The organism is Nitrobacter sp. TKz-YC01, assembly GCF_047824785.1.
Lineage (GTDB): Bacteria > Pseudomonadota > Alphaproteobacteria > Rhizobiales > Xanthobacteraceae > Nitrobacter.
In genome coordinates, this window is sequence record NZ_CP181167.1 from 793,906 (window position 1) to 800,000 (window position 6,095).

2 protein-coding genes, 1 tRNA gene and 1 rRNA gene are annotated in these 6,095 nt (G+C 61.8%); 2 read left to right on the forward strand and 2 right to left on the reverse strand.

What is annotated here, in order from left to right; translation table 11 throughout:
- Positions 1-63: 63 nt before the first annotated feature.
- Positions 64-1,350, reverse strand: coding sequence for a glycerate kinase type-2 family protein (locus ACMYR2_RS03730; protein ID WP_347264437.1), 1,287 nt, complete (start codon positions 1,348-1,350; stop codon positions 64-66).
- A gap of 81 nt (positions 1,351-1,431) precedes the next feature.
- Entirely contained in the window at positions 1,432-3,474 is a 2,043-nt protein-coding gene (locus tag ACMYR2_RS03735) for a M23 family metallopeptidase (protein ID WP_347264438.1), read from the reverse strand.
- Between the two features lie 846 nt (positions 3,475-4,320).
- Between ACMYR2_RS03735 and ACMYR2_RS03740 the strand changes: the two genes are divergently transcribed.
- Both ACMYR2_RS03740 and ACMYR2_RS03745 read left to right on the forward strand, forming a co-directional pair.
- Positions 4,321-5,809, forward strand: a 16S ribosomal RNA gene (locus tag ACMYR2_RS03740).
- A 207-nt stretch (positions 5,810-6,016) separates the two neighbouring features.
- Positions 6,017-6,093, forward strand: a tRNA-Ile gene (locus ACMYR2_RS03745).
- Positions 6,094-6,095 lie beyond the last annotated feature (2 nt).

Consider the following 6,095-nt stretch of genomic DNA (forward strand, 5'->3'; position numbering starts at 1 on the left):
AGAAACGCAATATCCATATCCCGCCTTGGCTGCGCACTCAGCCGGATAGCAACAGCGCGCCAATCAGACGGCATCCACCAGGATGACCCGGATGTCGTTGACGTTGGTGAGCGTCGGGCCGGTCAGAAGCAGATCCCCGGTGGCGGTGAAGAAAGCCGTGGCGTCGTTGTTGGCGAGATAGGCGAGGGGATCGAGCTGGAGCGCGCGCATCGCCCTGAATGTGCTGGCATCAATCACCGCGCCGGCGGGATCGGAAGCAGCGCCCGCTCCGCCGTCGGCGCCATCGGTATCGGCCGCCAGCACGCTGACGCCTTCCGCGTTCCTGAGCTGTGACGCAAGCGACAGCGCATATTCCTGATTGGGCCCGCCGCGCCCGTTGCCGCGAACCGTAACAGTGAGTTCGCCGCCTGACAGGATGGCGAGCTTGCGGCCGTCGGCGCGCGCCTTCAGCGCGAGTTTCGCGTGCTCGGCTGCAACGTCGCGTGCCTCTCCTTCGAGATTCGCGCCGAGGTCGAGCACCTCAAAGCCGGCATCGCGGGCGAGTCTGGCGGCGGCGTCGAGCGAGGTCCTTGGCCGCGCGATAATCCCGAAGCGGGCGCGAGTGAAAACGGCGTCGCCGGGCTTACAGCTCTCATTGGCGGGATCGTCGAGCGCGCGGCTAACCGCATCGTCGCATACGATCCTGTATCGTGCGAGCAATGCGCGGGCGTCGGCCAGCGTGGTCGGGTCGGGCACGGTGGGGCCGGAGGCGATGACGGTCGGCTCATCGCGCGGCACGTCCGATATTGCCAGGGTGACGATCTCGGCGCGGCTGGCCGCCTGCGCGAGCCGCCCGCCCTTGATCCGCGACAGGTGCTTGCGCACCGTGTTGATGTCGGCGATCGGGGCGCCGGAGCGGAGCAGGGCCTGGTTGATCTGCTGCTTCTGCGTGATCGATACGCCGTCAACCGGCGCAATCCAGTTCGCCGAGCCGCCGCCTGAAAGCAACACCAGCAGCAGATCGTCGGCTGTCGCGGTTCTCGCGAGGGTCAGGCTGGCGGCCGCGGCGTGCAAGCCCGCTTCATCCGGCACCGGATGGCCGGCCTCGACCACCTTGATCCGGCGCGTCGGCACGCGGTGGCCGTAACGGGTGGCGGCGAGGCCGGCCAGCCGGGCGGGATCGAGACCGGCAGCGTCGAGATAGTGTCGCTCCACTGCCGCGGCCATGGCGGCGGCGGCTTTGCCGGCGGCGAGGCAGATGACGCGCCCCTCGGGCAGGGGTGGCAGATGCGCCGCAAGGATATTGTCGGGATGCGCGGCGGCGACGGCCGCGTCGAAGATGGCCCGCAGCAGCTTGCGGTGGTCGGTCATGCCCGGATCCGGATGATCCCTGTCGGATCGAGTTGCGGATTTCCGCTTAAGTTTTCCGACACACCGTCAGGCGTGTTCCGGCTAGCGGTTGGAGATCTGCCGAGGCAGCGGCAGCGCGGGTGAGCCCGCGGCATCCGAGACCCTGGCGACCGTGCTGCGGCTGTTCATCATCGCGTCGAGCCGTTCGCGTTCCTTCTCGAAGCTTGCCAGGATGGTGCCGTCCAGTGATCGTCCCCGCGGAAGCCTGACCCGCATGGGATCGACGAAACGGCCGTTGACGAGAATTTCATAGTGCACATGCGCTCCGGTCGAGCGGCCGGTCGAACCGACAAAGCCGATCACCTGCCCTTGCCGGACGCGCTTGCCCGGCTCCATCCCCTTGGCGAAGGCCGACATGTGGCCATAGGCGGTTTCATAGCCGTTGTTGTGCTTGATACGGACGTACTTGCCGTAGCCGCCCTCCCATGCCGCTTTTTCGACGACACCGTTGCCTGTGGCGAAAATCGGCGTGCCATAAGACGCCGCCCAATCGACGCCGGTATGCATTTTCACGTAACCGAGGATCGGATGGCGCCGAACGCCGAAGCCTGATCGCATCATGGCGCTGGCGACCGGTTTGCGGACCAGGAACTTCTTCGCGCTCTTGCCGGATTCGTCATAATAATCGACCATCGCGTCGTCGGGGGTCTGGAAGCGAAAGTATTTCTTGGTTTCGCCGCCCACGGTGAGCGAGGCATACAGAACCTCGTTCTTTTCGGTCGTCGGCGTTCCTTCATCGTCTCCGGCATAGAAGACGTCGAATGAATCGCCCGGCTGGACCTTGCGCTGGAAATCGATGTCGTAGGAGTAAATGCGGATCATGTCCTCGATGACCGCAGGCGGGACCTTGTCCCGCAACGCGGTCTCGTAGATGCTTTGATAAAGCCGGGCCCCGCTGCCATCGTCGCTGTCGCTGCTGTCGGCGACATCGGCGACCGAATTCATGCTGGCGACGTCGACAGCGACGTAATTGCCGAGATCCGACAGCGCGGCGACAGCCTCGATGAGGGAATCATTCGCCACGATCACGCGGTAGGGCAGGAGTCGCTGGTCGGAGGTTGCGGGCGCCATCATGATGCGCAGCTTCTGGCCTTCCCGAAGTCCGCCGTCGCGGCCGCGAGGTCCGAGCGTGGCCGCGATCGCGCGTGCTTCTTCCGGCGTCGCGCCCTGGTCCCGCAACACCGAGACGATCGTGTCGCCTCTCCTGACCAGATGCACCCGCTCCCCTATTGGATTGCCGCCGGTGAGTTGTTCGCTGGTTTTCGGGAGCAGCGTTACGTTTTCCGGGACGATGCGGGCCTCGAATCCGGCATAAGGGTCCACGCCGCCTTCGGCGGCGTAGGCCATCTTGATGCTCGACGTCGCGCCAGGCGCGTCCGCCGCTTCGGCCATCGTATACCGGACGCCGCTGTTGCCGCGCCAGTTCGAGGCGTCGCGTACCCGCATCAAAACTTCATCGATCGGGAGGATTGCCGCGATCTTCGCCTTCGGCAGGATCGAGGCGAGATCACGGGTCACGAAGGAAACTTCGGCGTCTGGCTCGGCCGCCGCCGCGGCGCTTGCGTCTTCCGAATTGGCGCGGGTGGGGCTGCCGACATCCGCCAGCAGGCGCTGCGCGTTGAATGGCGGCACTCGTGCGCTGAGATCACCGGTCGCCATCGACAGGTTGCCCGACACCCGAACGAAGGGCCGGACCCGCATCACGTCGCGATTGCCGGCGCGGGTCACGGTCGAAACGCGGATGACCTGCCTTGCAGCGGTCGCCTCGCTCGGCGGTGGCAGGCGATCGCCCTTGTGGAGGCTGGCCTGATGATCACCGCTTCCGAAGGAACCGCGAAGCCCGCCTTCGACACGCTCGGCCATCTGCGCAAAGGTGGTCTCACCGTCGAGCGACGCAAAAACGGCGCCGCCGATGAGAGCCGCGCCGCACAGGCCCGTCAGGATGGTGCCGCTGAACCATTGCACGGAGACGCGGCGGCGATCGATGACGGCGGCTTCGGACCCGTCCGCCGAAAGCGGTGGTTCATGACCGAGGTCGATGAGGCCCGTTTCGCGTCCTTTATGTCCAGCGCGTGCCGTACTCAAATCCGTCGTCCCCCAAATCCTGCAACCGTCACGTTCCTACGCGCGGCGGCGTCCGGCGCCCCAAGTAGGAGACGAAAGATCCGCGTGTCTGATGCTCAAGGTGCCTGATCCTCATGACCCTGGCCGGCTGGCCTCCGGTCGCGACCACCAAATGGCGCCTGAACCCCGATGCATTGCGGTCGGTTGGACACGGCGATGCGATCGTGGACCGACCCGCCGCCTGCTGCAGCTTCCTACTTCCTGGACTTGACCGAGCGCCTGATGCCCCTGGCAATCGGCTATTCAAGACTTACCTATCCCCTGAGAACGTCGCAGGAATGTGGCTCAAGTGCGGCATTTCGCGGGGCTTTTTCGCGCCGCGAAATGGTTTTGCGAAATGCTACAATTTGTTGACGATAGGCGTTGACAAGCGCCGGGGAGCGGGACTATAAACCGCCCACTGAACGCGGCGCCGCGCTGGACTTTACCAGGGCACACCGTCGCTTCGGTGAAGCTCCTCACTAGGTTGAGCGAATCAGCAGCCGATAGCCATCGGTTGTTATTTGTCGTCTGTGAAAGCGCATCACCGGCTTCCAGAAGTGGAAGTGAGGGGGTCTTCGGATCCCGGGCTGTTTGACAAGTAAAGATGAAGAAAGAGAAACGTGGACGGCGGAGTCCTTGCGGATCTCAACCTGCCAAGGCTTCGGCTTTTGGTGGATTGAGGTCGGACGAAAGACTTCGGCGGTACACGTTTAAAGGTTACACCATCGTTGCCCGCGATGTGAATCGCAGGCAGCAAGTCGGCTTCGGCTGACAATGGTGGGACCTCGTCAAACGTTGTGATCAGCCGGTTCAAGGTTTCAAGTCCAACTTGAGAGTTTGATCCTGGCTCAGAGCGAACGCTGGCGGCAGGCTTAACACATGCAAGTCGAACGGGCGTAGCAATACGTCAGTGGCAGACGGGTGAGTAACGCGTGGGAACGTACCTTTTGGTTCGGAACAACCCAGGGAAACTTGGGCTAATACCGGATAAGCCCTTACGGGGAAAGATTTATCGCCGAAAGATCGGCCCGCGTCTGATTAGCTTGTTGGTGAGGTAACGGCTCACCAAGGCGACGATCAGTAGCTGGTCTGAGAGGATGATCAGCCACATTGGGACTGAGACACGGCCCAAACTCCTACGGGAGGCAGCAGTGGGGAATATTGGACAATGGGCGCAAGCCTGATCCAGCCATGCCGCGTGAGTGATGAAGGCCCTAGGGTTGTAAAGCTCTTTTGTGCGGGAAGATAATGACGGTACCGCAAGAATAAGCCCCGGCTAACTTCGTGCCAGCAGCCGCGGTAATACGAAGGGGGCTAGCGTTGCTCGGAATTACTGGGCGTAAAGGGTGCGTAGGCGGGTCTTTAAGTCAGGGGTGAAATCCTGGAGCTCAACTCCAGAACTGCCTTTGATACTGAGGATCTTGAGTTCGGGAGAGGTGAGTGGAACTGCGAGTGTAGAGGTGAAATTCGTAGATATTCGCAAGAACACCAGTGGCGAAGGCGGCTCACTGGCCCGATACTGACGCTGAGGCACGAAAGCGTGGGGAGCAAACAGGATTAGATACCCTGGTAGTCCACGCCGTAAACGATGAATGCCAGCCGTTAGTGGGTTTACTCACTAGTGGCGCAGCTAACGCTTTAAGCATTCCGCCTGGGGAGTACGGTCGCAAGATTAAAACTCAAAGGAATTGACGGGGGCCCGCACAAGCGGTGGAGCATGTGGTTTAATTCGACGCAACGCGCAGAACCTTACCAGCCCTTGACATGTCCATGACCGGTCGCAGAGATGTGACCTTCTCTTCGGAGCATGGAGCACAGGTGCTGCATGGCTGTCGTCAGCTCGTGTCGTGAGATGTTGGGTTAAGTCCCGCAACGAGCGCAACCCCCGTCCTTAGTTGCTACCATTTAGTTGAGCACTCTAAGGAGACTGCCGGTGATAAGCCGCGAGGAAGGTGGGGATGACGTCAAGTCCTCATGGCCCTTACGGGCTGGGCTACACACGTGCTACAATGGCGGTGACAATGGGAAGCAAAGGGGTGACCCCTAGCAAATCTCAAAAAACCGTCTCAGTTCGGATTGGGCTCTGCAACCCGAGCCCATGAAGTTGGAATCGCTAGTAATCGTGGATCAGCATGCCACGGTGAATACGTTCCCGGGCCTTGTACACACCGCCCGTCACACCATGGGAGTTGGTTTTACCTGAAGGCGGTGCGCTAACCCGCAAGGGAGGCAGCCGACCACGGTAGGGTCAGCGACTGGGGTGAAGTCGTAACAAGGTAGCCGTAGGGGAACCTGCGGCTGGATCACCTCCTTTCTAAGGATGACTCTTCAGAAGCGCTCACGCTCTTCTATCGGGTCTCTTGGAAACATCAGTGGCCAATGATCGTCAGGATCGTTGAGCTGCATTGGCGGGATTTCGCCGTCTTCGTTTCTCTTTCTTCGCGGACGAACACGCGCCAGGGGCGGCGCTTGTGCTCATGATCCGGTTAATCCGGTGGAGCGCGCTGTCCCTCGTCGTTAGGGGCTTGTAGCTCAGTTGGTTAGAGCGCGCGCTTGATAAGCGTGAGGTCGGAAGTTCAAGTCTTCCCAGGCCCACCATT